The sequence below is a fragment of the Chloroflexus sp. MS-G genome (assembly GCF_000735195.1).
Lineage (GTDB): Bacteria > Chloroflexota > Chloroflexia > Chloroflexales > Chloroflexaceae > Chloroflexus.
In genome coordinates this window covers 20,325-44,617 of record NZ_JPIM01000027.1, presented here as the reverse complement: position 1 = coordinate 44,617, position 24,293 = coordinate 20,325, and the positions used below count along the sequence as shown (strand labels likewise).

The 24,293-nt window shown below is 54.0% G+C and carries 18 protein-coding genes and 1 pseudogene; 10 read left to right on the top strand and 9 right to left on the bottom strand.

Annotation, left to right across the window (positions count from 1 at the left end; translation table 11 throughout):
* Both JE47_RS0107075 and JE47_RS0107070 read right to left on the bottom strand, forming a co-directional pair.
* On the bottom strand, positions 1 to 628 hold a 628-nt coding region (locus JE47_RS0107075; RefSeq protein WP_031459082.1), incomplete at its 3' end, for an alkaline phosphatase family protein.
* A 6-nt stretch (positions 629 to 634) separates the two neighbouring features.
* The gene (locus JE47_RS0107070; protein ID WP_160173277.1) at positions 635 to 1,516 is read right to left on the bottom strand and encodes a glycosyltransferase family 2 protein; all 882 of its coding nucleotides are present in this window, start codon (positions 1,514 to 1,516) and stop codon (positions 635 to 637) included.
* Between the two features lie 93 nt (positions 1,517 to 1,609).
* Between JE47_RS0107070 and JE47_RS20965 the strand changes: the two genes are divergently transcribed.
* On the top strand, positions 1,610 to 2,410 hold the full coding sequence (locus JE47_RS20965; protein WP_031459080.1) for a class I SAM-dependent methyltransferase: 801 nt from the start codon (positions 1,610 to 1,612) through the stop codon (positions 2,408 to 2,410).
* A gap of 701 nt (positions 2,411 to 3,111) precedes the next feature.
* Here JE47_RS20965 and JE47_RS0107055 read toward each other — a convergent pair.
* Positions 3,112 to 5,169: an NAD(+) synthase gene (locus JE47_RS0107055; RefSeq protein WP_031459079.1), complete on the bottom strand. Its 2,058-nt coding sequence runs from the start codon at positions 5,167 to 5,169 to the stop codon at positions 3,112 to 3,114.
* A 439-nt stretch (positions 5,170 to 5,608) separates the two neighbouring features.
* Between JE47_RS0107055 and JE47_RS0107050 the strand changes: the two genes are divergently transcribed.
* From JE47_RS0107050 to accC, 5 genes are all read left to right on the top strand, one after another.
* A complete protein-coding gene (locus JE47_RS0107050; RefSeq protein ID WP_031459078.1) occupies positions 5,609 to 7,069 on the top strand; it encodes an NAD-dependent succinate-semialdehyde dehydrogenase in 1,461 nt (486 codons plus the stop codon).
* On the top strand, positions 7,050 to 8,330 hold the full coding sequence (locus JE47_RS0107045) for a flavin monoamine oxidase family protein (protein WP_031459077.1): 1,281 nt from the start codon (positions 7,050 to 7,052) through the stop codon (positions 8,328 to 8,330). Before JE47_RS0107050 ends, JE47_RS0107045 begins: the two co-directional genes overlap by 20 nt.
* Before the next feature lie 66 nt (positions 8,331 to 8,396).
* Positions 8,397 to 8,765, top strand: a complete 369-nt coding sequence (locus JE47_RS0107040; protein WP_160173276.1) for a hypothetical protein — start codon at positions 8,397 to 8,399, stop codon at positions 8,763 to 8,765.
* A 67-nt stretch (positions 8,766 to 8,832) separates the two neighbouring features.
* The gene (locus JE47_RS0107035) at positions 8,833 to 10,413 is read left to right on the top strand and encodes an amidase (RefSeq protein ID WP_051871089.1); all 1,581 of its coding nucleotides are present in this window, start codon (positions 8,833 to 8,835) and stop codon (positions 10,411 to 10,413) included.
* Positions 10,414 to 10,492: 79 nt separating this feature from the next.
* Positions 10,493 to 12,265 (top strand): acetyl-CoA carboxylase biotin carboxylase subunit, encoded by a 1,773-nt coding sequence (accC, locus tag JE47_RS0107030; RefSeq protein WP_031459074.1) that lies wholly within the window; start codon positions 10,493 to 10,495, stop codon positions 12,263 to 12,265.
* 87 nt (positions 12,266 to 12,352) lie between these two features.
* On the opposite strand, the gene JE47_RS0107025 is transcribed toward accC, so the two are convergent.
* Positions 12,353 to 13,519, bottom strand: a complete 1,167-nt coding sequence (locus JE47_RS0107025) for a cysteine desulfurase family protein (protein WP_031459073.1) — start codon at positions 13,517 to 13,519, stop codon at positions 12,353 to 12,355.
* A 20-nt stretch (positions 13,520 to 13,539) separates the two neighbouring features.
* Positions 13,540 to 13,926, bottom strand: coding sequence for a CRISPR-associated protein Csx15 (csx15, locus tag JE47_RS0107020; protein ID WP_031459072.1), 387 nt, complete (start codon positions 13,924 to 13,926; stop codon positions 13,540 to 13,542).
* A 792-nt stretch (positions 13,927 to 14,718) separates the two neighbouring features.
* On the opposite strand from csx15, the gene trpC reads away from it, so the two are divergent.
* Together trpC and JE47_RS21280 are read left to right on the top strand one after the other, a co-directional pair.
* Positions 14,719 to 15,528 carry an indole-3-glycerol phosphate synthase TrpC gene (trpC, locus tag JE47_RS0107015; RefSeq protein ID WP_031459071.1) on the top strand — a complete coding sequence of 270 codons (810 nt, stop codon included), beginning with the start codon at positions 14,719 to 14,721 and terminating at the stop codon, positions 15,526 to 15,528.
* An 85-nt stretch (positions 15,529 to 15,613) separates the two neighbouring features.
* Positions 15,614 to 15,997 (top strand): DUF4190 domain-containing protein, encoded by a 384-nt coding sequence (locus tag JE47_RS21280; RefSeq protein ID WP_236631159.1) that lies wholly within the window; start codon positions 15,614 to 15,616, stop codon positions 15,995 to 15,997.
* 56 nt (positions 15,998 to 16,053) lie between these two features.
* On the opposite strand, the gene hpf is transcribed toward JE47_RS21280, so the two are convergent.
* The 3 genes from hpf to JE47_RS0106995 all read right to left on the bottom strand — a co-directional run bounded on the left by hpf (position 16,054) and on the right by JE47_RS0106995 (position 18,673).
* Positions 16,054 to 16,647 carry a ribosome hibernation-promoting factor, HPF/YfiA family gene (gene hpf / locus JE47_RS0107005; protein WP_031459070.1) on the bottom strand — a complete coding sequence of 198 codons (594 nt, stop codon included), beginning with the start codon at positions 16,645 to 16,647 and terminating at the stop codon, positions 16,054 to 16,056.
* 278 nt (positions 16,648 to 16,925) lie between these two features.
* Positions 16,926 to 17,768: an MBL fold metallo-hydrolase gene (locus tag JE47_RS0107000; RefSeq protein WP_031459069.1), complete on the bottom strand. Its 843-nt coding sequence runs from the start codon at positions 17,766 to 17,768 to the stop codon at positions 16,926 to 16,928.
* Positions 17,765 to 18,673 (bottom strand): MBL fold metallo-hydrolase, encoded by a 909-nt coding sequence (locus JE47_RS0106995; protein ID WP_031459068.1) that lies wholly within the window; start codon positions 18,671 to 18,673, stop codon positions 17,765 to 17,767. Before JE47_RS0106995 ends, JE47_RS0107000 begins: the two co-directional genes overlap by 4 nt.
* A 151-nt stretch (positions 18,674 to 18,824) precedes the next feature.
* On the opposite strand from JE47_RS0106995, the pseudogene JE47_RS0106990 reads away from it, so the two are divergent.
* Both JE47_RS0106990 and JE47_RS0106985 read left to right on the top strand, forming a co-directional pair.
* Positions 18,825 to 19,585 (top strand): annotated as a pseudogene (locus JE47_RS0106990) (LLM class F420-dependent oxidoreductase).
* Between the two features lie 1,249 nt (positions 19,586 to 20,834).
* A complete protein-coding gene (locus JE47_RS0106985) occupies positions 20,835 to 21,950 on the top strand; it encodes a hypothetical protein (RefSeq protein WP_051871088.1) in 1,116 nt (371 codons plus the stop codon).
* 318 nt (positions 21,951 to 22,268) lie between these two features.
* Here JE47_RS0106985 and recJ read toward each other — a convergent pair whose 3' ends face one another.
* Positions 22,269 to 23,987, bottom strand: coding sequence for a single-stranded-DNA-specific exonuclease RecJ (gene recJ / locus JE47_RS0106980; protein WP_031459065.1), 1,719 nt, complete (start codon positions 23,985 to 23,987; stop codon positions 22,269 to 22,271).
* Positions 23,988 to 24,293: the final 306 nt, after the last annotated feature.

Here is a 24,293-nt window from a genome sequence, read left to right as displayed (position 1 = left end):
GATCTACACCCATCTCAACCATGATAAGAAAATCATACGACTGGCGTTTGAGCAACTGACGGCAGATTGTGAAACGCTGCTCAGCTAACTGGTAGATACTTCGTAGAATTCTCGGCTTATCTGCAGAACGAAAATCTGGTACATCAACCAGGAACTCTTCACCAAGCCAACTCAGAATCTCGTCACGCAGAGTTAATGGATAGGTAAACTGGCTTTGAGCGTTTGGCGTCAGGAAACAACTAACCAACTCACCATTGACAGGTGAAACGGGGTAGGTAGGGGGAACACTAATAACACCAACTCGTTTACCTGCTGAGCCAAGGATGTCCCACAAACGAGGAATAGGAACAGATCGCGACGTGGCTGTTGCCATTCTCGTGTAACTATGATCAGCCCGATTCCGAAACCCATAAATCCCAAGTTGGCCGGGATCCTGACTGCTCATCATACAAGTCCAGGCTGGAACTGTAATCGCTGGAATGCAACTCTCCATACGTCCGTAGATACCACGTTCCATCAAGGAACGTAGGACTGGCAGGTCATTACGCCAGAGTGAGAAGATTAGCTCTGGTGCTGCACAATCAAGGCCAATGATTAATAGCTTTTCCGCACGAAGATTTGTTGTCATACAGGATCATTCCTTATGAAATAGCAGCATCTCGCCGTATCCCCAGTACCATGCACTTTTTCCTAATGCCATTCCAAATAGGCAGTGCCAAAACGACCGAAGCTGCGGATAGCGATAGTATAGTCGTAACACATCCGTTACTGACAGAAGCGGCGCGACTGATAGTAACAACCATACCCACGGCCGCAGACAACTGGGCAACGCCGACCGACCGAGCTGGCGATGACGCTGATGCAGTATAACCTGAATCCGACCAAACGAACGCAAGTGATTGATAACCGCGTCGACATTAACTCGATGAGGACGGTGATACACGATAGCATCGGAATCGAAGAATAAACGATATCCTTTCTCGCGTAGCCGAAGGCTAAAATCAATATCCTCCCCTGCCGCTCCACCAAATTGCTCGTCGAAGCCGCCAATATCTATGAAGAGAGAGCGCTTTATGCTCAAGTTTAGACTTGGCAAATACGATCGCTCACCTGACGGCATTATGTTCAAGAAGGAAGTAAACGATAGAAGGTTATCACATAATCGCCAGTATGCGTCATCTTTTTCAACGGCAATGCTACCTCCTACCACCATTTGCCCACGCATATGGTGGGCAAGATGACATTCTACAAGATAGGGATGCGCAATGCAATCGGAATCAATGAATAGTAACACATCGCCACTTGCAATCCGAGCACCGAGATTTCGAGCTACTGCAGCAGCAACTGGACGACTAGTTGGAACAAATCGTGCTGGTGGAATGACTTTATCAGAAGTACACTGGCCAACAACAATAATCTCACGAATGCAAGAACTCGCTGTTTGTCGGTCTAACGACATAATAACGTCACGGATTATTGGAGAATGCAGGGTAGGAATGACAATCGATACGTTCACTGTCAACCTTTATCTCTTGATGTCAGACTTGCAGTATCTTCAAGCCGCTGATATTATACACGGCGATTATAGCACCATCCAGGAGGATCGACTATGAGTATCAATCCAATTGATGATTGTTTAGGTAAGCACCTTTCGCCAGGTGATCGTCATTATCGTGCTTTTGTGAGTCATCCCGACAACTATGATATTGTTGCGGCGCTACAATTCAATCTGCTTACTTCACTGGGATTACGTGAACATCACTATCTCCTTGATATTGGATGCGGATCACTGCGTGGTGGGCGCTTATTCATTCCATATTTGCTGAGTGGTCATTATTTCGGGATTGAACCAGAACAATGGTTAATTGAGGAAGGTATCAAACATGAGCTGGGAGAATCCATTCTTGCAGTGAAGCAGCCATCTTTCGCCCATGATCGCTCGTTTAATCTTGAAGTATTTGGAAGAACGTTTGATTTTCTTTTGGCACAATCGATCTTTTCACATGCATCAGCCTCACAGATCAGAACATGTGTCGCTTCAGCCAAAAAGGTTATGAAACCTGATGCCATCTTTGTGGCTAATTTTGTCGAAAGTAATGAAAACTATACCGGTCATGATTGGGTATATCCCGGTGGATCATACTATACACTAGATTTTATGTGTAGATTAGTTGAGGAGGAAGGTATGACTTGCATACCAATTCATTGGCCACATCCAGTGGGATTGCGCTGGTTTTTGATCGTACATCCTCAACAAGCAAACCGACAATTTTTAAGGGATATGGATGTTGTGACCTTGCGAGCCGAACGTGATGCCGCTCTCGCTCGTCTCTACAAAATAGAATCACATCCTTATGTTATGTTCGGACGAGCTGTACGTCGCTGGTTATATGCGTTATTGCACCGTTGAACCCGCTGAGCAAGGAAATGAAGATATATCATTATCTATATCCCTACCGATTTCCTGGCAGAGCAAGTCATTAATTCCAGGTTCTGCCCTTATTTTTCGGCGTTTTCAATCTATGGCAAATATCGGTGCAAAAGATAACTGATCAAAGATTAACCATACCAAATTAACACAGCAATAGTATGCTACAATAAAAACAGCCGATGGTAAGCTGTATAGATTTTGCAAAGAAGCCATCCTATCTAATAGAAAATGGCGGCAAAAAAATCAAACAGTTTCTACAAAAACAAAAATAAAAAAAACTGACTACAAGCAGATCTTGATTGGCATACTCGGCAAGTAATTTCCCGTTACACAGAGACTCGCATTGATTTCACTTGTCACGTGCTTTAGACAAATTCTGAAGCGTGTGAATAGTGTTACTCGTTCAGTGATTTTCGGGAACCCTATCGCAATGTTGCTTCAGAAACGACGTATTCTTGGTTCAGAGACAGAGGCTGGATAGAGCAACATTGTGGATTAATTAGAATAACACGTATCGTTAATCAGAAGCTTACCGTTGGCAAAAACCCCGTGTCCTCCTCCGAAAGTAATTTCATCACGAACTGGCGACTAGGGTACTTATCATTTCTTTCAGCCTAACCAGGACACAGAAAATATTGCTTTGCAGCATTCAATGTAAACTCTGTTTGGCACACGTTATCTCACCCCACCTCCCCCTCCAACCGCTCGATCTCGGCTAACCACGTTGCGGCACTGGAATCGCTTGGTGCGCGCCAGTCGCCACGAGGTGAGAGTGAACCGCCCGAACCGACTTTGGGGCCGTTTGGCATGGCCGAGCGTTTGAATTGGCTGATCTGGAAGAAACGGTAAACGAAGACTTTCAGCCAGTGTAGGATGGTTGGCAAATCATACGACCGGCGCTCATTCGCTGGCAGACCTTCCGGCCATTCCCCTGCTGAGGCGTCACCCCACGCATGAAGCGCCAGAAAAGCAACTTTGCTCGGACGAAAGCCGTACCGGGTGATGTAGTAGAGGTTGAAGTCTTGGAGGGCGTATGGCCCGATGATCTCTTCGGTACGTTGCGCCGGTTTGTCATCGCCGTTGGCTGCCGCCGGTACCAGTTCTGGGGAGATTTCAGTCGCCAGAATGGATTCGAGCACACGATTAGCCGTTTCTCCCAGTTCGCCGCTCCGAATGATGTATCGGATCAGGTGTTGGATGAGCGTTTTCGGTACTGAAGCGTTTACGTTGTAGTGGGCCATCTGGTCGCCAACACCATACGTACACCAGCCGAGCGCAAGTTCGCTTAGATCACCGGTGCCGATGACGATGGCATTGTGGTAGTTGGCTAAGCGAAACAGATGCGAGGTGCGTTCGCCTGCCTGCACGTTCTCGAAGGTAACGTCGTACATCGGTTCACCTTCGCCAGCCGGATGACCTAGATCGCGGAGCATCTGGAGTGCTGATGGCCGAATGTCGATCTCATTGGCGCTGACACCAAGCGCGGCCATAAGCGCATGGGCATTGCGTCGTGTCTGATTGCTGGTGGCAAAGCCGGGCATGGTGTAGGCCAGGACGTTCTGACGGGGTAGTCCTAGGCGATCCATCGCTCGTGATGCGACGATCAAAGCCTGGGTGCTGTCAAGGCCACCAGAGACACCAATAACCACTTTTTCGACGCGGGCACTGCGCATGCGCTGGATCAGACCGTGGACCTGAATGTTGTAGGCTTCGTAGCAGCGTTCATCACGGGTGGCCGGATCGTTTGGAACAAATGGGAAGCGGGCAATCGTGCGGCGGAGGTCGTTAACAATTGGTGGGTTGATAGTCACGGGAATGCGCCGCATCTGCCGAAGGTACGCCAGGTAGTCTCTGATACAGTCGCTGAAGCTGGTCTGGCGCATACGATCTTGTTGTAGTCGTTCGAGATCAACATCGGCAAAGATGATCTGTTCGTCATCGCAAAAACGCCGTGATTCGGCCAGTAGCTCACCGTTTTCACAAATGAGTGCATGACCATCCCACGCCAGATCGGTGGTGCTTTCGCCTAGCCCGGCTGCTGAGTAGAGGTAGGCGGCAATGGCGCGCGCCGATTGGCTCATACATAATGCCCGCCGATAGTCGGCTTTACCAATGGTGATGTTCGAGGCTGACAGATTGCAGAGGACGGTTGCACCGGCCAGCGCTGCGAAGGTACTGGGTGGGAGGGGAGTCCATAGGTCTTCGCAGATTTCGACGTGTATTGCCAGGCCGGGGATGGTTGCCACGTCGTAGATCAGGTTCGTGCCAAATGGAACGTGCTGACCGTTGACGCGGATTGTGTCGCCAATGGCGTCACGGGCAGCAGCAAAATGGCGTTTTTCGTAAAATTCGCGATAATTGGGCAGATAACTCTTCGGGGTGACACCAATGATGTGCCCATTCGCAATTGCTACAGCACAGTTGAAGAGACGCCCCTCATGGCGGAGCGGCGCTCCGACGAGAAGGATGGCATTCATTGTTTGCGAAGCCAGCACAATCGTTTGCAGTGCATGTTCAACCGCGTCGAGAAGCGTGGTCTGCTGAAAGAGATCATCGTTGCTATAAGCTGAGATGCCCAGTTCAGGAAAGAGAACGAGTATCGCTCCTTCAGCAGCAGCGCGGCGGGCCAGCGCAATGGTGCGTTCAGCGTTGAAGGCCGGTTCGGCAATCCGTACTGCCGGAATGGCAACTGCTAACCGGGCCAGGCCGTGCCGGTAAATGGATGAAAATGGTTGCATACGACCTCTATCCTGATATTAGGAGACTTGTGCACTTATCTTCAGATGGCTAGCGATGCCAGAGAACCGCGATGAATGGTATCATCAGTATACCTGTCCGGCAAACGCTGTACAATAGAGATTGTACGATTACAATCGCTGTGGGTGGAACAGAAGAGGAGAAACGTTTGTTCCATTCCGTCTTCAGCTATTCTTCTTGCTCCGTCGGGGAAAAAGGAGACTACAGACAACGTCGTGTGGCGCGAGTCATAGCGACCAGGAATGGGAATGGCACACGACGCAGCGCAGGTATCTCGATCCATTTAGCGAAGCTGCAATAAGATGCAGGTCAGAAACCAGTACACCTGGCAACCAGGCAATTCAGATGTGAAACCCACGCGACGCTTAACCACGTTCATCCCTGGTACGTAGATGGTACGCACGCAGAAAGGAGGAAGCAATGACGCTAACCGGCGAAGAAGTACTTACCACCCTGCCATTTCGTCTGCTGATCAACGGTGAGTGGCGTGAAGCGAACAACGGTGCAACCTTTGCCGTTACCAATCCGGCCAACGGTTCGGTGCTGGGGTATGTCCCTGATGCCGGAGTAGAAGAGACACGGGCGGCAATTGCGGCAGCGGTGGCGGCCCAGCCCGGTTGGGCTGCCACACCAGCAGGTGAGCGGGCAACGCTGTTACGGCGGGTTGCTACGATGATGCTTGAACGCCAGCAAGAGCTGGCAACAATCATGACGCTCGAACAGGGGAAACCATTGGCTGAAGCGCGTGGTGAAATCGCCTACGCCGCCAGCTTTCTCAATTGGTTTGCCGGTGAGGCCGAACGAATCTACGGTATGACGATTCCCGCTTCGACGAATAGCAAGCGCATTCTGGTGCTGCGCCAACCGGTAGGTGTCGTAGCGATGATTACGCCGTGGAATTTTCCGAGCGCAATGATCACACGCAAACTGGGGCCGGCACTTGCTGCTGGTTGCACCGTCATCTGTAAACCAGCCGAACAAACTCCGCTCTCGGCGCTGGCACTGGGTCAGCTCTTCACCGAAGCCGGTGCGCCGCCCGGCGTAGTCAATATCATCACCTGCCGCGATCCGCGTCCCTTCGCTGATACGATCTTCACCGATACGCGCGTGCGTAAAATTAGCTTTACCGGTAGCACTGAGGTTGGCAAGGAATTGATGCGTCGTTCGGCAGATACGCTGAAACGGATCTCGCTGGAACTAGGCGGAAATGCACCGTTTATCGTGTTTGCCGATGCCGATCTCGATGCTGCCGTGCGTGGTGCTATTGCCTCGAAATTTCGCAATGCCGGGCAAACCTGTGTGTGCGCAAACCGGATTTTTGTCCAGCGTCCGATTTACGCAACCTTCGCCGAGCGGTTTGCCGCCGAAGTGAGCCGTCTGACTGTTGGCGACGGGTTGCAGCCGGGGGTCAATATCGGCCCCCTGATCGATGAACAAGCACGCCAGAAAGTTGAGCGTCACGTGCACGATGCACTCGTCGGCGGTGCACGATTGTTAGTTGGTGGTGGACCAGCACCACTGGGTGGCAATTTCTGGTTACCGACAGTATTGCTCGATGCCCGTAGTGATATGCTGGTGGCTCGTGAAGAGACCTTTGGCCCAGTAGCGCCACTGATTCCGTTCGACGATGAGGCAGAAGTGATCCGTATGGCTAATGATACGCCGTATGGCCTGGCAGCGTATGCCTTCACCCGCGATGTGGGTCGGGTCTGGCGGCTGGCCGAAGGATTGGAATACGGTATCATCGGGATTAACGATCCAATCCCTTCTACTGCGCAGGCGCCGTTTGGCGGGGTGAAGCAGAGCGGGATTGGCCGTGAAGGTGGGCCAACCGGGATTGACGAGTATCTGGATATTAAGTATGTCTCAATCGGTATCTGAGACGTTTGATGTGGTAGTGGTAGGGGCCGGTGCTGCCGGATTAGCAGCGGCCCGCACCCTGCACGATGCCGGTGTACGGGTCGTAGTTGTGGAAGCGCGTCCACGGATAGGGGGACGGATCTGGACAGATCGCAGTTGTGGGCCGTATCCGATTGAGTTGGGCGCCGAGTTGATCCACGGTGCACAGACTAGCACCGTTGAGCTGGCGATGATGGCCGGTCTGACCCTAGATGAAGTAGATCGGTACAACGGTTTGCGTTGGGGAACACCGGCCCGACTGCTGAGTGCGTTGCCATCAGACGATCCGCAGCGCCGAGCCATTGAGCAGGCCCGTGCGCTTTGGAAGACGTTGGCCGTTCGTTATACCGATCACACGCCAGACCGCTCTTTAGCCGCCTATCTTTATCATTTCGGGCTTGATCCGGCAGGTCTGGCGATTGCCGATGTCGTGTTGGCGCAGACCTGTTGTGCAGAGTTGGAATCGCTCAGTTGTGTTGATCTGGCGCGAGAACAGCGTGGCGATCGCGCTGGCCCTCGTGAATTTCGCCTGCGTGAACGGTACGATACCCTGTTGTCATGGCTGGCGCAGGGGCTTGATATACGGTTGGGTATGCCGGTGCGGGCAATTATTAGTCACGATAACGAAGTGCGCGTCGAGGTATCAGCTACTGCACTGCGTGCCCGCCATTGTATCGTCACGGTGCCGGTAGCAGTTTTGGCAGCGGGCCTGATTCGATTTACGCCACCGCTGTCAGCATCAAAACAGGCAGCAATTGCCGCATTTCGCACACGACCGGCAACTAAACACTTCTTCTGGTTCGATGCTCCACTCTGGGATGAAGGATTTGCCTACGCTGCTCACTCGGGTCTGTTTGCTCGATGGTGGACACCGGCCCATCCCGATGTACGTGCACCACTGCTCTGTTGTTATGTAACAGCGAGTCGGGCAGCGGTGCTTGATCGGTTACCGGCAGAGATCGTGCGCTCACTCGGTCTGGCTGAACTAAGCAAACTCTTGGGGCGTGATGACGTTCCAGCACGATGTGTTGGTTTTCGACGTTATCGTTGGGCTACCGACGAGTATGCTCGTGGTGGGTATGCGCATCTTGCGCCGGGGCTAGCCTGGGCCCGACCAGCGTTAGCAGCAGCAGAGGGGCGTCTGCATTTTGCGGGCGAGGCCACCGCTTACGACAGTAATCCGCAGACAGTCCATGGCGCTATCGATAGTGGCCGCCGGGCGGCCAGAGAGTGTCTCTGTTAGTATGTCTGCGAGTGTCTGAAAATTCTCTTACCTGAGCTGCATCGGGATTATATGGACTGCCAAGCGATGCTTCAGCAGATCATCGAAATCCCACGTTCTGAAAGGAGTTCGCAGATACACGCTGAACAACCTCTTGTCTGGGTCGGCGGGCAGCGGGTTGCGGCGCCCGGCACTGGCGGGCCACAGGCCCGCGCACCCAGCTTCGTTGCGGCGCCCGGCACCGGCGGGCCGCAGGCCCGCGCACCCAGCTTCGTTGCGGCGCCCGGCACTGGCGGGCCGCAGGCCCGCGCACCCAGCTTCGTTGCGGCGCCCGGCACTGGCGGGCCACAGGCCCGCGCACCCAGCTTCCTGCACAACCTCTTGTCTGGGTTGGCAGCTGGCGGTTTACGATTGAAGAGGACAAGCGGAACGCCGGCTAGTCGTTTGGAACGATAATCAGTTATGTCTCATTCCGTCTTGCTATCGAAAAGCTAGCGCGAAACGAGTTGGAAAGGAATAAGGTATGGAACTGATAGACCGACTGCGGGCAGCGCTCCAGGCTGCCGGTATCCCGGCCACTGAAACCGACTTTGCCGGAATCATTGAAAAAGGGTTTCTCAGTCGGTTTCCTGATGTGGAACGGTTGCTTAACACGGTTGACCATGAACAGTTGCCCGATATGCTCGATGCAGTAAGCTTACCGCCAATGCCCACGTCTTCCGAAGGTGAACAACTACCAATGAATGATGATCCAACCACGATTTTGGGCATTGCCGGGCAATTACGGAAACGCACCGTTTCGGCGGTCGAACTGGTTGAACAGGCGCTGGAACAGATTGCCAACCACGATGCTGCGCTCAATGCTTTTCAGATTGTGATGACCGAGAGTGCGCTGGCCGATGCACGTGCTGCCGATGCTGAATTAGCTGCTGGAAAAGTTCGTAGCCTATTGCATGGCGTACCGATCGCGGTGAAAGACCTGTTTGATGTTGCTGGATATCCAACCGCAGCCGGATCGCGGATTCGAGCCGGGTTTATCGCAGCGCAGGATGCGACTGTTGTGGCCCGCTTGAGGGCAGCCGGGGCTATTATCATCGGCAAGACCCGCATGTCGGAATTTGCTTACTCGCCTGGATCAAACAATGCTCACTATGGGCCAACTGCCAACCCTTATGATCCTCAACGGGATAGTGGTGGTAGCAGCAGTGGAAGTGGGGTAGCAACAGCCACCGGTATGGCCTTTGCTGCGCTGGGTACCGATACTGGTGGCTCCATCCGTATCCCTGCCGCACATTGTGGGGTGGTCGGTCTCAAACCAACTCACGGTCGGGTTAGTCTGGCTGGCGGATTTCCTCTCTCGTGGTCACTCGATCATGCTGGCCCGCTGGCCCGTTCGGTTGCCGATGCTGCTGCACTGTTCCAGATCATTGCCGGGCCTGACCCACGTGACCCGCGCACCTTACGTCCGGCACCGGAGCCGGCGATTGGTCGCCTGACCGGTGGAGTCCGTGATGTACGCATAGGATTGCTCACGGCCGATGGGAGCGGACAAGCGATGGCCGGCGCCGCAGAACTGGCAGCGATGCAGCAGGTAGCCAGTGCTCTGGCCGATCAGGGTGCTCATGTCATACCGATTGAAGTGCCAGAACTGGAAGAGCTGCGGTTGCTCAACCAGGCCCTGCTGGCAATGGAAGCGGCTGCGTTACATCTCCCATGGTTGCGCAGTCGGCTTGATGACTACGGTGAGTTCATGCGCCATCGGATTCTGGCCGCGTTCATCTACTCACCGGCTGATGTCACGCGCGTGCAGCAGGCGAGGGCATGGCTGCGTCGACGAGTAGCAGAGCGATTGCATAATATCGATCTGCTGATCACCCCGGTGACACCAGGACCGGCGCCTGCATTGGGTGTACCGACACCAACCTCATTTACCGGGCCGTGGAACTTTCTCGGCTGGCCAGCGCTTAGCCTGCCAACCGGTATAGGTGATGATGGTTTGCCCCGTGCAGCACAGTTGATCGCTCGTCCGTGGCACGAATCGCTTCTCCTCCGTGCTGCATTTGCCGCCGAGCAAGTGTCAGGACGACCTGCACCATCAGTGTAACACGATGCGCTATGCTAAAATTGGCGTTAATGTCGCACAGCGTTGAAGCGACGCAGAGCAGCATTGAGGAGCGGCTGCAATGTTTCGGACAGTATTGGTTGCTAATCGTGGTGAAATTGCCCTGCGCATTATGCGCGCTTGCCGGGAATTGGGCTTGCGTTGCGTAGCCGTCTATTCGGAAGCGGATCGCGATGCACCGCATGTGGCGTATGCCGATGATGCATTTTTGATCGGTCCGCCATCACCAGCAGAGAGTTATCTTAACATCGAAGCAATTATTCGCGCAGCCAAAGCCACCGGCGCCGAGGCGATTCATCCCGGCTATGGCTTTCTGGCCGAGAATGCCCATTTTGTACGAGCGGTGACGGCGGCCGGTCTGATCTTCATTGGACCCCCTGCTGAAGCGATGGAGCGGATGGGTGGTAAGACGGCTGCGCGGCGGGAAGCTACCGCTGCTGGGGTGCCAGTCGTACCCGGCGTGCTCGAACCGGTGACCAGTGCGGCGGAGGTGCGCAGCCTGGGCAAGGAATTTGGTTATCCAATCGCCATTAAGGCTGTTGGCGGGGGCGGCGGACGTGGGCTGCGCGTGGTGCGTTCGCCGGCCGAGGTTGATGAAGCCTTTGCCGCAGCACGTCGTGAAGCTGAAGTCGCTTTCAAGAATGGCGAACTGTACGTTGAGAAGTATCTCGATGATCCCCGCCATATCGAGATACAAATCTTAGCCGATCAGTACGGGAACGCGGTAGCATTGGGAGAGCGTGACTGTTCGGTGCAGCGGCGGCATCAAAAGTTGATCGAAGAATGCCCCTCGCCAGCCCTGACCCCTGAACTTCGGGCGGAGATGGGGGCTGCCGCAGTACGGCTGGCAAAAGCGGTCGGTTATGTGAGCGCCGGAACGCTGGAGTTTCTGTATCAAGATGGACGTTACTACTTCCTCGAGATGAATACGCGCATTCAAGTCGAGCATACCGTGACCGAGATGGTCTACGGTGTTGATCTGGTCGCAGCGCAGATTCGCATTGCGCAAGGCGAGAAGCTCTGGCTCCGGCAAGAAGAGCTAACACCCCGTGGTCACGCGATCGAATGTCGGATCAATGCCGAAGATCCGCTTCACAACTTCCGTCCGGCACTGGGAACGATTGGCGAGTATCGCGAGCCGGTCGGGTTAGGTGTACGGGTAGATAGCGGAGTACGTGCCTACTATACAGTACCGTCGCACTACGACTCGCTCCTGGCGAAGCTGATCACCTGGGGCAGCACCCGGCAGGAAGCCATTGCCCGTATGCGGCGAGCACTGGCCGAATATCGCATTGAGGGCGTTACCACGATCATTCCCTTCCATCGGGCAGCGCTCGAGCATCCGGTGTTTGTGGCCGGTGAAGCAACCGTAAATTTCATCCCCCGTCACCCTGAACTTTTCACGCGGACTGCTGAGCTTATGCCGACATCAACGGAAGTGGTAACGCCTGAGCCACCTCCAGAGCCACGTCGGTTTACCGTTGAAGTGAATGGTCGCCGCTTCGGAGTGGCCGTTTTCGGCAATGGTACGAGCGTGGCGCCAGTTCAGGCGGCAGCACGCGCAGCCCTACCGCGCCGGACAACACCCAAGAAGACAAAGCTAGTGGCGCCGGTTGATGGTGTCATCAGCCCGATCCAGGGACGAGTTGTTGCGGTGCGGGTTGCTCACGGTCAGACCGTAGAGGCCGGTCAGGTACTCTTTATCGTAGAAGCGATGAAGATGGAGAACGAGATCACGGCGCCGCACAGCGGGACAATAGGCGAGGTTCGGGTCGAGGTTGGTTCAACAGTCGAAGCTGGGGCAGTTCTGGCGACGTATGCCTCGCAAGCCTGATCTTGGAGGAGGGGCGGGTTCTCGACCCGCCCGCAGTAGTCCCCTGTCCTCGCAACATCTGCGCTACCGGTAGTATATCGGCAACCATTACGCACACGGAGTCACTGTTCGTAATTGTGCTACCAGGTCAGGTAACAGATCGAGCACAATATCGATCTGCTCATCAGTTGTTTGTTTCCCCAACGAGAAACGAATCGAACCGTTCGCTTCCTCAGGCGATAACCCCATAGCCAGTAAAACATGCGACGGTTCAAGTGAACCAGAGGTACATGCGCTGCCGGAACTGGCACAGATACCGCGCTGGTCGAGCAATAGCAAGAGACTTTCAGTCTCGATGCAGGCAAAACCCAGATTCACGATAGACGGCAAGCGCGACTCACGATCGCCGTTCAGCCACGATTGGGGGATGCGAGTTAGTACCCCATCAATCAGTCGTTCACTTAACGCACGCAATCGGCTAGCGTGGGTTGTACGCTCGCTCTCGGCTATCGTCAATGCTTTGGCTAAGCCGACAATCCCGGCAATATTCTCGGTACCGGCACGACGACGGCGCTCCTGAGCACCACCGTTAATCTGCGGAACCAACGGCGTCCCACGACGCAGGTAGAGCAACCCTACGCCTTGCGGACCATAAAACTTATGCGCAGTCAGGCTAAGCAGATCAACACCCAGCGCGTTGACATCAAGCGGCAATTGACCAGGTGCTTGCACAGCATCGGTGTGAAAGAGCACACCACGTTCGCGGCAGATAGCGGCCAGGTCAGCAATCGGTTGGACGACACCGGTCTCGTTATTGGCGTACATAACTGAGACCAGTGCAGTTTCGGGGCGGAGGGCGGTACTAAGATCGGCAGGATTCACCCGGCCATTGCGATCAACCGGTAAGAGGGTTACGCGAAAACCTTCGTATTCAACGAGATAATCGAGCGCGTGCAAAACTGCGTGATGTTCGATTGTGCTGCTAATGAGATGGTTTTTCCCTTGCGCACGAAGTGCCATCGCCACCCCTTTGAGGGCCAAATTGATACTCTCACTGCCACCGCTGGTAAAGACAATCTCTTTCGGCTGACACCCCAATACGAGCGCGACCTGTTCACGTGCATCGTCCAGCGCTTGCAGAGCTGCTCTACCTACCTGATGGATGCTGGAAGCGTTGCCACTTGTTCCGGAGAGGAACGGCAGCATTGCCTCTAAAACCCGTGGGTCGAGCGGTGTGGTGGCAGCGTGGTCGAGGTAGATCAGACGATTGTGCATAAGCATCTCTCCGCCATCAATTACTGGGATCGGCGAGTACGTGCTTCATCGCGCAGTACCTGGAGGTTGAGAATTTCAGCTACTTCATAGCGAGGTGGCATAGCACCGGTAACCGGCCGAATGCGCAATACTGGCGGAAAATAGCCCATACGGCCGTGCAGTTCGGCCAACAGCGCCGCAGCACTGAAGTTAAGAGCCGGTAGATTGATCAAAATGGCTTCGCTTTGCCACTGTTGAGCTGACAATCCCGCTGCATCAGCCATCGCGACAATTTGTGGCGCCAACGGTTGTTGCTGATCAATCTGACTGGGAATATCGATCACCTGCTCAATAGCCTGCCCGACAAGCGCGACAATCTGCTCTTGCTGGGCTGGTGTGATGGGATGAGAATAATTCAGTACAATCATGGCAAGATTCCTGTTAGATATTTCTTCTTTATTGTAGCGCAGACTGGTTGGAAATGTGTCGGTGATGTACGACGGATTTTGGCTCAATTCATTGATAACGGCGCGAGAAGTCAGGAGTTGGAGCTTTGCAACGTTCTTAGCCTGCCTGATGGTGGTAACAGAAGAGAGGGTGGAGGAAAGAGAGCAGGAGCGGCGGTTGCCCAACCTTTCTGCAAATCGTTAAGAGTGTGCACAGTTTCTTGTTTCGTCGGTACGCTACCCCCGGTTGCTCGCCGATTGTGCCCGTTAACGTCTCGGTAGGACGGGTTCTCCTTCACGTCCTCTGCTTGCGAAGGAGCATAGGGAGGGCGATGAGGTGCTGATGCGCCAAACAACAGGTTCCACAATGGCCAGCGCAGGATGCGGGCCAGAGGCCCGCGCTCCCAGGAAAACCGTGTGCAATGGGTGCCATCAGCAGCAATGCGTGAGGTTCGTCGGTATCGCACTGTTGTCGAATCGTTTATTCATTGAATGTAACCCAAAACCAGGCACTCTGCTCAGCCCTCCTTTAATGACGATTACCATTTCCGGCATTTCCGGGAAAGGATTCAGGTGATACAATAAGAGCCGAATAGACGGCAGGTGAAACTCATCACCTTCTTCGATATTCGTGCGATCTGTTACACAGAGGCAGCAGAGACATTCGCGATAGAACGTATCAGCGAGCGAGACGCGAGTCACAGCGGAAGGTGGCGAGAGCTACCATGCGTTCGCACATAGCAAAATCCGACCTTTTTTAGCAGGTGAAGATCCATGAGTGAAACCATCCTGGAACGGATACTGGCGCACAAACGCATTGAGGTACAACGTCAACAGGCTAAAATCCCCCTCGATGTGTTGCAAGAGCGAATTCTGCGTGCACCACCGGTTCGCAACTTTGCGGCTGCTCTCCGGAGCACACCGACCACAGCACTCATCGCCGAAGTCAAAAAGGCTTCACCTAGCCGCGGTGTGTTATTGACCAACTTCGACCATCTCGCGCTGGCCCGTACATACGTCGCCAATGGTGCGGCTGCGATCTCAGTGCTCACTGATCAGCGGTTCTTTCAGGGTAGCCTGACATACCTCGCCGGTATCCGTGCGCTCCCCGAAGTACAAACGGCGGGGACGCCATTGCTACGCAAAGATTTCATAATCGATCCGTATCAGGTTTACGAAGCGCGAGCCTATGGCGCCGACGCAATCTTGTTGATCGTAGCTGCTCTCGATGACCAAACGCTGGTGAATCTCTTTACCCTCACCCGCGAACTGGGAATGGATGCTTTGATCGAGGTACATACCGTTGATGAACTGGAACGAGCACTGAAGGTACATCCTCCTATCATTGGGGTGAATAATCGTGACCTCCATCGTTTTGTCACCGACCGTACAACCACTAAGGTGATAGCAGAACATTTGCCGGTTGGGCCACAGCGACCAATCCTGGTAAGCGAGAGTGGTATTTTCACACCCGACCATGTTGCCGAAGTACGCAGCTACGGCGCTGACGCAATCCTAGTCGGGGAAGCATTGGTTACGGCATCTGACATCGGGGCCCAGGTACGGATGCTAGCAAGTGCTTGATGTACTGAGACGTTCACACCGTATCAGTCATTAGACTGACCCGGTAGGAGCAACATTTGGAAGTGAGGAGCGAGGAGTAACAGCAGTGCAACGGTGTCCTGACTGTGGTCAGACGATAAGCGGCACGGAGCGATTTTGTCCGGCTTGTGGTCATCGACTACATAGCCATCAAGACAACCTCTCACCGGCCATCAACACCACGATACCGCTCGTACCGGCGCACAATAGCCGAATGGCGATTGCTAGCCTCATTTGTGGCGTGATGACGTGGATTCTCTTTTTCATCCCCCTCTTGCTGGCAATTCCAGCCGTCATCTGTGGTCACCTGGGACACAGCGCAGTCAAGCGTGGGAATGGCGCCGTGACTGGTCGGGGCATTGCACTCACCGGTATGGCATTAGGGTATTGCACATCTCGTACTGACGGTACTGGGGTTCTGTATATTCGTTGCCATCGTGTTGGGGGCTAATCTGTAAGCAAAACGGCGAGATGGCAAGCCATCTCGCCGTGTAGGAAGTTAAAGTACTAGCCAACTTCCGGTACAATCACCCCGTAATTTCCATCGCGTCGTCGATACAAGACATTTATCTGCATCGTTTCAGCATTCTGGAAGATAAAGAAGTTGTGACCGAGCAGTTCCATCTGTTCAATCGCATCATCAACAAACATCGGGCGGAGACGGAACGTCTTGGTTCGGATAATGCGAGGTGTGGCCTCGGCCTCACCTGATGCAGCAATAGCCGCAGCTTCTGCCTCGGCGATAGCAACTTCTTCAGCCGGAGTCAGACCGTTCGAGGCACGGCGCTGTTCGCGGCTACGTCGCCAATATTTCTCTTTGTAGCGTGAAATCTGGCGTTGCAGCACCTCCTGCACTTCATCAATTGCGGCATAGAGGTCAGGTGCACGCTCTTCAGCCCGCAGGATCACGCCGTGCTCGGCAACCAGTGTCGTCTGTACACGATAGACCTCACCAGCATTGCGTTGTTGTTCGTGTTGTACTTCGACGGTGATACTGGTAATGCCGTGAAGATAACGCTCGAGCTTCGCGAGCTTCTCTTCAATATGTGCACGTTGACGATCTGAAATCTTGCCGTTCCGGCTCTTGATAGTTAGTTCCATCGTGTCCTCCATCCGCTGAGGCCCATCTACAACGATGGGCAGGGCGATAAAAAACAACCCGGCCCCCGCCGTCAGCGCGGCGAGGACCGAGCTATTTCTCAAAAGGATATCAGTTGGGTTATCAGGCTGACCAATGTGGTCATAAGGCCTCATGTCTCAAGAGAAAGCTACCACTCCGTAGCATTCATCTAATAGCTTTGACCGTATTCTACTACGCGATCGCTGCTCTCGCAAGATACGAACAGTGAGAAACTGTTCACTGTGCAGTAATATTGCAGTTATACTACCAACTCCATACCTTCTGCAGCAGCAAGCAATTGTAATGCACTTCCCTGCGCAGCCAGCATTTGGCGCAAGCGGTCAACAATCGCATCCAGTTCATCGTCGGTGCGGGTAGGGGCGTGGTGGAACAGTACTAGACGTTCTACATCGGCGGCTTGAGCCGTTTCAATCGCATCTTCGATCCGACTGTGACCGTAATCTTCCACTTCCTCGGCACGCAGGTATGGGGCGCTATGGATCAGCACGTGGGCATTGCGGGCAAATGCAATCGCAGCTTCGCGAATCCCACTTTCGCCATAACGCACATCGGTAATGTAGACTAGCACTCGCCCACGTTCTTCCAGACGGTAGGCCCAGATCGGTGAGTGCGGACGGTATGAGAGCGGCATGGCGCGAATAGTCAGTTGACCAACAATGAATGGTTCAGTAGAAATGGGCGTGAAGCGATGGGTAGCACCGATATGAGCAAGTCCAAAAACCGGCGAATAGACCGGTGAGAGCATACCGTCGTAGACCATCTGTAACGAGCCACGAGTACTATCAGGGCCATAGATGTCAAGGCGATTACCGGGAATATGCACGACACCGGGAAAAGGGAGACCGAGAATATGATCCCAATAGGTATGAGAGATCAACAAGGTCAACGTTCCACGGCCACGGCCAAATTCGCCCTGCATCAGTTCATCACCCAGCATACAAAAGCCGGTACCGGTATCGAGGACAATCAGTTCACCCTGATCACCGGTTACTGCGGTACAGCAGGTATTGCCGCCGTAACGTAGCATTGCGGCATCGGGTGTTGGAACATAACCGCGAACTCCCCAGAAGCGCACCTTCATGGTCTCCTCTCCAGTTCCATGCCCTCGAACGCTGCCGTAACCAGTAATCCCGGTGCAGCCAGCGACTGTTGTTTGGCAACGATCTGATCTAGCTCGGTATCGGTACGATGAGGATCGTGGTGAAACAGGATTAACTGACGCACCTGGGCTGCTTCGGCAATTTCACGGGCTTGAGAGGCACTGCTATGGCCCCAGTGCGGAAAGCGGGCGTATTGCGCATCCGTAAACTGGGCATCGTAGATCAGCCAATCGGCGCCATAAGCCAGTTCGAGGATAGCCTCTTTCATTGCCGCCAGTTCGCGCAATTCACTTTGACTGCGGGCTGTGGGTTGACCGGCCCACTCAATCCGTTGTTCGCCAAACAAGACGGTATGAAACGGGCCGGTGTCAGGGATAAAGGTTAGTACACCTCGTGATGTTTCAAGACGATAGGCCAGTGCGCGGTACGGGTGATTGGCGAGCGCAGTACGTACCTTAACTGGTCCCAATTCGAACTCAGACCCGGCGCCAATTTCAAAAAAGTTAAGTTGTGCACGCAAGTCATCGAATTGAAGGGGAAAGAGCGGATCGCTTAAAGCCCCCGCGAGGGTAGTTCGTAAACTCGACTGCGTGCGAGCCAGACCGTAGATATCGAGGCTCACATTGGGATCAAACAGCGGTGCAAAAAAGGGAAAACCTATGATATGATCCCAATGGGTATGTGTTATCAAGAGATCGTACTGGCGCGGCTGCGCGGGCAATCGCTGCAACGCCTCACTCAACATTCGCAGACCGGTACCGGCATCAAGAATGATACAGTGACCTTCTGCTTCGACTTCAACGCAGGTTGTATTACCGCCATATCGCAACATGTGAGCATGAGCGACAGGGTATGAGCCACGGGTGCCCCAGATACGAACTCTCATGGATGCGTCCATGCAATGTTTCGTGCTGATAAAACCAGATGCACAATGAAATACAGCACTGCATCTCACAGTTTACAGCATAAACGCAGTTTGTGAATGGTTTTTAGAGTGTCATTTTATTTTTTATGGAAGCTGAAGGAAAGGATGATCAATGGCTCGCTTTCGCGTTGGTGTTCAACTCCACCCCCAGCACACAACCTGGGAATCGTACCGCAATGCTGTTCGCTACGCCGAAGAGATTGGCTGTGATACGATCTGGAACTGGGATCACTTTTTCCCTCTCTATGGCCCACCCGATGGCCCCCATTTCGAGGGTTGGACTCTGCTTACGGCAATGGCGGTTATCACTCAGCGGGCCGAGGTTGGGTGTCTGGTGACGTGTAACAGCTATCGCAATCCGGCATTACTCTCGAATATGGCAAAGACGGTCGATCATATCAGTGGCGGGCGGCTGATCCTTGGTCTTGGCGCCGGCTGGTTTGAACGAGATTATACGACGTTTGGTTACGAATTTGGTACAGCCGCCGACCGCTTGCGAGCACTGCGAAAGGCGTTACCAATTATTAAAGAGCGCTGGGCTGTCGATCAACCACTCCCGCTACGCCGGATTCCGATATTGATCGGTGGTGGTGGCGAAAAAGTGACGCTGCGGATCACAGCCGAACATGCCGACATCTGGCATGGTTTTGGCCCGATTGAGAACTTTAAGCGCAAGAATGCAATCCTCGATCAATGGTGCGCCCAAATTGGCCGTGACCCGGCAACTATTGAACGCAGTGTATCACCTCGTGCCGGCGAACCCATTGAGCCGTACCTCCGTACCTCGAAGCAGGGGCAACCCATATCATTATCGGGATGGGGGAACCATGGGATTTTGCACCGGTTGAGGCGTTGCTGAAGCTGCGTGGGTAAGACGTTGTGGAGCAGAAGGCAGACGGTCGATCAACATGAGATCGCATCGTCACAGTAGTACTGTACCCATCCGCGAAGGAGGATCGTCATCGGCCAACCGGTAGTAGGGAGAAGGGATCGTCGCAGCGCATCTCAGGCTTGAACGTACCGTAAGAGAGATATGCTACCGCAGCGCCTACAGCGGTCTTGAGTCGCATGTCTAAGTACCTCTCCGAACATCTTGTCGTTACGTCCACGACGTGGTGAACCCTGTCACCCTGTCAGTAGCTCCCACACGATGGACGACTGACCTGGCACCGATGTCATCTCGGGTAGGGGCACAGCGGCGCTGCGCCCCTACCGGTAGGAGCTGCCCACCCTCGCATCGACAATGACCACGATGCTTACCCGCATGTTCTGGAGCGAAACATTTCGGATAGGCTCGAAATGGTTCAACAACGGAGCGACGCCGACCAACATCACACACCTATTCACGATGATCCGCGACCCACAGGCTTCTCCGGAAGTGCGGTCTTCTAGCCCACGCTGTGCAGTCCATGGCCGGAAATCATTGTTTGGCTCATCAGCGCGCTATCGGGCGGATTGGAAACCTGTCTCTCTGAGGCGCTGATGGGCTGATGTTCTAGAAAACCGCATTGCCGCGGACGGGCTGGAAACCCGCCCCCACCGCTGTATTGACAGGTATAATCGACGAGAATAATGGAGTTTGGTCGCAGATTGCCGTCGCGCCTAGGAGCAGCGCGTGCGGAAACGTGCTGCTAGACGGATTGGGAACCTGCATCTCCTGCTCTTCTCAGAACTCTCATCTCTCCTCTTTCACTACTGCGGTATCGAGACAGAACTTTGAGAATCCTTATCGCTCTGGGGTAAGTTGTTGCAGTGAACTCCTGTCGCTGAACTAACTTAAGAATCATACCTTCCTTCTACCCTATCACCAACAAAAATTGCTCAGATCGATCTTTCTCAATGATAACCGCACGTACCAGGATCGTCGATCAACTGGTCTCGTCCCTGTATACGGAACATTCAAGCTCTGAATCGTTACGCTTGGTGCAGTAACGGCTATGGTCGTACCAACCCTGGATGACCACGTAACGTTAATGGCCGACCAATGATCCATGTGACATTTTTCACAGAAAGAAGTGCTATGTTGACTTATACTTGTGGATGACCTTGGCGCAAGATCGGTCTAGCAGAATTGGTTAGCCGAACCCAAAACGGTTCCAAGTTCGAGGGAAAGGTGCTGATGATGAACCGTTCGATATACGTTATCGTATGGCGAATCGTATTTGCGGCCAGCGTAATGGTCATGATGGTTAGTGCGCTTTGGGCCGGACTACTGCGCATCGGATGGGCGCTCCCACTATCGTCAGTGGCCGGAATGCACGGACAGCTCTTTATCGGTGGGATGCTGGGAACTGTGATAGGGCTGGAGCGGGCCATTGCCATTGGTCGATCCTGGGCGTTTGCTGGACCAATCTTGACCCTTCTCGGTGGATTAGGATTGCTGGCTGGCCTGCCGATGACCTTTAGTGCACTGCTTATCAGTGGTGGAAGCCTCGGCTTGTTGGTCATCTTCGCACTGTTGCTCAAGCGCCAGCCAGCCCGGTTTCTGATCACGATGGCTCTTGGCGCACTAGCATGGTTTGGTGGGAACCTGCTCTGGCTCAGTGGTCAACCATTAGCAGTTGCCTCACTCTGGTGGGTTGGCTTCCTTACCCTAACCATCTTCGGAGAGCGGCTCGAGCTGGGACGATTACGCCAATTACCAACCCGTGCCTTCTGGAGTTTTAGCCTGAGCGTATGCCTGCTCGGTCTGGGCCTGATCTGGGGGTTGTTTGACTACATTAACGGATCACGTATAACAGGAACAGGCTTACTCGGTAGTGGTTTGTGGCTGTTAACATACGACATTGGCCGACGCACTATTCATCGTCCCGGTTTACCCCGTTTCAGCGCGGCATGCATGCTTTCGGGCAGCGCCTGGCTCGCATTTGGCGGTCTACTCATGACGATTGTCGGTGGAACCTACGGTGGCCTCCTTTACGATGCAGTGCTGCATAGCATCTTTGTTGGTTTTGTGTTCGCCATGATTTTTGGTCATGCACCGATCATTATTCCGGCGCTACTTAACCTACCCGTCCGCTTTAGCGGTTGGACATACGTCCCATTAGGGTTATTGCACCTATCGCTGCTCTTGCGTGTTGCCGGTGATTTGCTGCCGGTAATCGAATGGCGACGCTGGGGAGGCATGCTTAATGCGGTAAGTATTTTGGTCTACCTCTTCATGACCGCAATAATCATAGTGGTAAGTATGCGTCAGCGATCATTGACTGTGATGAGTGTAACGAACGAGATCACATAGAGTGTAATCGGGCACCCATCGTCAGTTCGACATGACTCGCCTACATTGCTCGCAGGCGCCCTGACGTGATCAGCGAGCGATTTATTCTAGTGAGACAGCACCATAGAGCCTATCCGAATCATCGTCCCACGGTACGGCGGATGACACCTGATAGATGTACGGGCACAGCGGCGCTGTACCCCAACCGATCTTCTTCTGCGACAGAGTATTCCGGAGGCATTTACAAACCACAAGCGATGTCGTGCCCCGTCGGGCGTATCGGGGCACAACTGGCACTTCTCATTTTTCCTCTCCGGCAACATCCCATCACTGCCGCCCCTATGACATCTCCGCTTGTCCAGCTCGCCGAAAATCACGTATCAGTAAGCGCAACCGGCGCTGGCCGTTCCATTCATCAGCTTCTAACTGATAAGCCAGATCGATCTGGGAATGGCGCCGTAAAGGTTCGGCAAAACGTCCGAAGTGAAAGCCGATAGCATCGAGTACCGTATCACCAACCCGTACTCGCATCCGTAAGTGCGAACCGTCGCTGGTCGGCTGCGGATCAATAACAGTCACATTCGGAGTCATCAGTACAGGCTGCGGATTCCCCTGACCAAATGGCTCGAGCTGACGTAAGGCAGCGTACAGCTCCCATGAGATGTCACTCAGGGGCACAGCGGCATCAATCAGCAGGCGTGGAACAAGTTGCTCATCCGACAAACGTTGTCGGCCCAGTGCCAGTAACCGTTGCTCAAGTATCGCAATCTGAGGAGTGGCAATCGTGAAACCTGCCGCCGCCGCATGCCCACCGTAACGCACGAACAGTTCAGCACACTCATCAAACAAATCGATAATGCTAAAACCGGGAATTGAACGCGCCGATCCGCGGGAAGTTTCCTCTCCTTGCTCGATCACGACCACCGGTCGATGGTAGGTCTCGACCAGGCGCGCAGCGACTAAACCGATCACGCCAGCATTGAAACTCGGATGGGCAATCACGATCAAGGGATGATCTGCCCGACCGTGCTGAGACACCAATGCTTCAGCCGTCGTTTGTAACTGGCGCGTAAGCGATTGACGCTCACGATTCGTGGCATTTAACTCGGCAGCCAGCACGTCTGCTTTGGTACGATCGGTCGTCAGTAACAATTCATAAGCACGTCGGGCATCGGCCAACCGCCCGGCAGCGTTGAGGCGCGGCGCCAGCGCAAAAGCAATCGCGCCACTGTCGATCATCCCCGGTGTTAGTCCGGCAGCCGCCACCAGTGCCTGAATACCCGGACGACTACTTTCGTTGAGCGCAATCAGACCAGCACGAACCAATACTCGATTCTCATCGTACAGCGGCCCCATATCGGCAACTGTACCCAGGGCGACCAGATCGAGGAGATCACGTCCGCGCAGGTTGGCCGGTCGTTTTCCGTAACGAGCCAGGGCCTGCACCAGCTTGAACGCAATCCCTACTCCAACCAATCCCTTGAAGGGATACGCACAGTCGGGTTGTCGCGGATTCACAACGGTCAATGCTGGTGGCAACGTGGCCGGCGGGTGATGATGGTCAGTCACGATTACATCAAGGCCAAGGCGATTGGCCTCGGCGACTTCTGCGTAGTTCGAGATACCACAATCAACCGTGATCAACAGCCTGACACCGTCGGCAGCTAACTGACCGATTGCCAGATTGTTGAGTCCGTAGCCTTCACGGGCACGATGAGGAATATAGGGGCGGATCCGTCCACCCATGGCACTGATCGCCTGGGTTAGTAATGCCACAGCGGTAATTCCATCGACATCAAAATCGCCGTAAACGGCCATCAGTTCATCGCGCTCGATAGCCTCTGCAATGCGGCCGGCAGCATCAGCCATGCCACGCATTGTGAAAGGATTGTGTAAACCAGTGTTGTAATCGGCGGTTAGAAAAGCCCTGGCAGTGGCAGGCTCGTGCAAACCCCGTTGGTAGAGGAGCGTGGCGAGTAACGGATGAAGGCCGAGTTGTTCAACAAACGCAGCAGGTGCTGCCGGACGGATTTCCCAACGCTGACGGCGCGCTGACATATCTCTTCTCCTGAAGCAAGGTGCCCGCTAGCAAGCGGTGATTATTATACGTCGTTTTCGTATAGCCGAAGAGGCTAAGCGTGTGGCAGAGCATTCTCTTTGCTGGTAGTGAGCGGTACTTGACGTTCTTTCCCTGGTCATTCTCCCCCTTTCTCTCTTCTTGTTAGTCTGTTCAGCGTTTTCAGGTTTTGGTGGGTTTGCGGTAAACATCGTTCACCCTAATCCACGAGGTTACCGAGGAGTACTGAAGCGCCCTCCATGGCCGGTCGCCACCTGCTACTCGTCGAAGGACTGCCGTGAGGAGCA

Excerpts from the sequence above, each read along its gene's own strand:
- recJ (WP_031459065.1), bottom strand. The coding sequence starts at position 23,987 with ATGTCAGCGCGCCGTCAGCGTTGGGAAATCCGTCCGGCAGCACCTGCT.
- csx15 (WP_031459072.1), bottom strand. The coding sequence starts at position 13,926 with ATGATTGTACTGAATTATTCTCATCCCATCACACCAGCCCAGCAAGAG.
- accC (WP_031459074.1), top strand. The coding sequence starts at position 10,493 with ATGTTTCGGACAGTATTGGTTGCTAATCGTGGTGAAATTGCCCTGCGC.
- hpf (WP_031459070.1), bottom strand. The coding sequence starts at position 16,647 with ATGGAACTAACTATCAAGAGCCGGAACGGCAAGATTTCAGATCGTCAA.
- trpC (WP_031459071.1), top strand. The coding sequence starts at position 14,719 with ATGAGTGAAACCATCCTGGAACGGATACTGGCGCACAAACGCATTGAG.
- JE47_RS0107000 (WP_031459069.1), bottom strand. The coding sequence starts at position 17,768 with ATGAAGGTGCGCTTCTGGGGAGTTCGCGGTTATGTTCCAACACCCGAT.
- JE47_RS0106985 (WP_051871088.1), top strand. The coding sequence starts at position 20,835 with ATGAACCGTTCGATATACGTTATCGTATGGCGAATCGTATTTGCGGCC.
- JE47_RS0107025 (WP_031459073.1), bottom strand. The coding sequence starts at position 13,519 with ATGCACAATCGTCTGATCTACCTCGACCACGCTGCCACCACACCGCTC.
- JE47_RS0107040 (WP_160173276.1), top strand. The coding sequence starts at position 8,397 with ATGCTTCAGCAGATCATCGAAATCCCACGTTCTGAAAGGAGTTCGCAG.
- JE47_RS0107050 (WP_031459078.1), top strand. The coding sequence starts at position 5,609 with ATGACGCTAACCGGCGAAGAAGTACTTACCACCCTGCCATTTCGTCTG.
- JE47_RS0106995 (WP_031459068.1), bottom strand. The coding sequence starts at position 18,673 with ATGAGAGTTCGTATCTGGGGCACCCGTGGCTCATACCCTGTCGCTCAT.
- JE47_RS0107045 (WP_031459077.1), top strand. The coding sequence starts at position 7,050 with ATGTCTCAATCGGTATCTGAGACGTTTGATGTGGTAGTGGTAGGGGCC.
- JE47_RS0107035 (WP_051871089.1), top strand. The coding sequence starts at position 8,833 with ATGGAACTGATAGACCGACTGCGGGCAGCGCTCCAGGCTGCCGGTATC.
- JE47_RS0107055 (WP_031459079.1), bottom strand. The coding sequence starts at position 5,169 with ATGCAACCATTTTCATCCATTTACCGGCACGGCCTGGCCCGGTTAGCA.
- JE47_RS20965 (WP_031459080.1), top strand. The coding sequence starts at position 1,610 with ATGAGTATCAATCCAATTGATGATTGTTTAGGTAAGCACCTTTCGCCA.